The organism is Streptomyces sp. ADI96-02 (genome assembly GCF_003846185.1).
GTDB lineage: Bacteria > Actinomycetota > Actinomycetes > Streptomycetales > Streptomycetaceae > Streptomyces.
This window is the reverse complement of record NZ_ML123034.1, coordinates 3965227-3967918: the sequence shown is the minus strand read 5'-3', so window position 1 is coordinate 3967918 and position 2692 is coordinate 3965227. Positions and strand designations below refer to the sequence as shown.

Here is a 2692-nt window from a genome sequence, read left to right as displayed (position 1 = left end):
CGACCGAACTGCCCGTGAGCTTCTTGACGTCAATGGACCGGGGCGGCGGGGCGCCGTCGTTCACCGGCTGTTTGTTCACGACCACGCGGTACTTCTGGTCGAATCCCTTGCTCCCCTCGCCCTGGCTCTCCATCGTCACGGAATAGGCCCCGTCACCGTTGGAGTTCGACACCTTCACGCCGATGCCCTTGGTGGCGGGCTGATCGAACTTGACGCCCTCATGCCGCAGTTTCACCTGACCGAAATTCGGCGAGAACTGCATGTTCAGGAAGTTCTTGTAGTCGTAGGTCTCGGCATCGGGCTGGTTCCAGTCGCCCTTCGAAACGAACTTCCACCCGTAGAACTGCGCCGCGTACCGCTCGGTACCGCCGCTCTTGTTCAGCTTGACCGGGGCGGACGGCAGGCCGGGCAGGCCGTTCGCCCCCTCGTTTCCGGTGCGCCCCTTGGACGTGTCCTTGGAGTTCCCGAAGGCGATCGAGACGTCGTCGCCGGAATTGTTGACGACCTCGATCTCCGCGTTCTTCCTGATTTCCGAGGTGGTCGTGTTCGCTGATGCGGCTCCCCCGGAAGTGAAGATCATGCCCGCGGCCACCCCCATGACGACCGGGCTGCAAACTGCGATGCGCTTGACATTCTTCTTACGGGGCATGGTCGAGAGATCCGTCCTGGTCCGGTTTTTCCCTGGCATGGTGGTCCGGCGGCCGATCCTCGTGATCGACGCCTGCGTGAACGGCTTCCGCGAGCTTCCACACGCTGCGATCGCGTTACTCGATGCTCGATGCTCGATGCTCGATGCTCGGCGCTCGATGCGGTGCGCGGCCGGACTTCCTCTCAAGGCGTCGCTCAGCCCGCCGACCGGAGATCGTCCACGTTCACGACCCGGGAATGTTCACCCTCTGAGCGTAGGAACGGACACGCCGCCTACGTCCTAGGGATCAGCCCTAAAGAGCTCCCAGGCCCCTGCTGAAGGGACCGTGAGCAGTCGCGTCACGGCTCGTGGGTTCATGGCTTCATGGGTGGGGTGGTTGTGGGGTTAACCCCACAACCACCCCACCCATGAGCCCCATGGTGTGGCGCGGAGCCGCCCGGCAGGCTGTCCATATGACCAGGACCCGTATGCCCAGGACCCGTATGCCCCGGACGCGTATGACCAGGACCCTTTCCGTGCCGAACTCAGACGTGCCGGACGTGCCGGACTCCGACGTGCCGCCACCCGTTCGTACGGCGAACACCCTGACAGACTGAATCCAGCGAACGGGACGGACAGCACACCATGAGCACCGCACACGGATCGGACACCCGGGTCCGCAGAAGCATCGGAGACCCCCCGCTCAGGCAACTCCTGCCGGCGGTTCTGCACGCGCCGCTGGAGGCCCGCACCTGGCGCGAGCTCCTGTACGTGGTGCTGAGCCTGCCCGTCAGCCTGACGATGTTCGTCATCGCGGTCGTCATGACGACGCTGGGCGCCAGTCTGCTCATCGTCTTCGTCGGGATTCCCCTGCTCGCGGCCGGCCTGGCCGTCTGCCGGGGGTTCGGTGTCATGGAGCGTGAACGGGCACGCGTACTGCTGGGGCTGGACGTGGCGGCCCCGGCGCGGATGTGGGGGAGCACGAGCGGGCCGCTGCCGTGGATCTGGGCCATGCTGAGGAGCGGCGTCTCCTGGCGGCATCTGCTCTACACGTTGCTGCGCTTCCCGTGGGCGGTGATCGTCTTCCCGGTGGCGGTGGCTTTCTGGACGGTCGGTCTGGTAGCGCTGACGTACCCGCTCTGGCAGTGGAACATCCCGACGCACGCGTGGAACGGCGGCATTCAGCGCTCCGGGGACGGAGCCGCCTTCCACCGGCCGGACTCCCCCGCCGAGCTGGCGGCGACGAGCGCGCTGGGCCTGGTCCTCGTGCTGCTCGCGCCGTGGATCGTACGGGGCCTGCTCACGGTGGACCGGCTGCTGGTGTCGGGGCTGCTGGGGCCCTCGTGGCTGGCCAGCAGGGTCTCCGAGCTGGAGTCGGACCGGGGGGTGGTCGTGGACACCGCCGCCGCCGACCTGCGGCGCATCGAACGCGACCTCCACGACGGAGCGCAGGCCCGGCTCGTCGCCCTCGCCATGGGACTCGGCCTCGCGAAGGAGAAACTCGCCGACGACCCGGAAGCCGCCGCCCGCATGATCGAGGAAGCCCACGGCGAGGTCAAGATCGCCCTCCAGGAACTCCGCGACCTGGCCCGCGGCATCCACCCCGCCGTCCTCACCGATCGCGGCCTCGACGCCGCCCTCTCCGCCATCGCCTCCCGCTGCACCGTTCCCGTCACCGTCGAGGTGGATCTCGACGCACGGCCCGTGCAGGCCATCGAGGGCATCGCGTACTTCACCGTCTCCGAACTCCTCCAGAACGTCAGCAAGCACGCGCGGGCCACCCGGGCCTCGGTCGACGTGTGGCGGACGGCCGACCGGCTGATGCTCCAGGTCTCGGACGACGGGCGGGGCGGCGCGGCGGCCGGCTTGGCCGGTGGTCTGACGGGGCTGGCGGAGCGGCTGGACGCGGTGGACGGAATACTCGTGATCGACTCCCCGGAGGGCGGCCCCACGAAGGTCACGGCCGAGCTGCCCTGGCGCGGCTGACCGCCCGACCGCGCCCGCCCCGCCCCGGGGCCCGCCCGCGTCCGGCCCCGCCCCGCGCCCCGGGCCCGCCCGCGCCCC

General features: G+C 68.8%; 2 protein-coding genes. One reads left to right on the top strand and one right to left on the bottom strand.

What is annotated here, in order from left to right:
• On the bottom strand, window positions 1-649 hold a 649-nt coding region (locus EES43_RS30680; protein ID WP_206430073.1), incomplete at its 3' end, for a hypothetical protein.
• A 624-nt stretch (window positions 650-1273) separates the two neighbouring features.
• Between EES43_RS30680 and EES43_RS17455 the strand changes: the two genes are divergently transcribed.
• The gene (locus EES43_RS17455) at window positions 1274-2614 is read left to right on the top strand and encodes a sensor histidine kinase (RefSeq protein ID WP_124269572.1); all 1341 of its coding nucleotides are present in this window, start codon (window positions 1274-1276) and stop codon (window positions 2612-2614) included.
• Window positions 2615-2692: the final 78 nt, after the last annotated feature.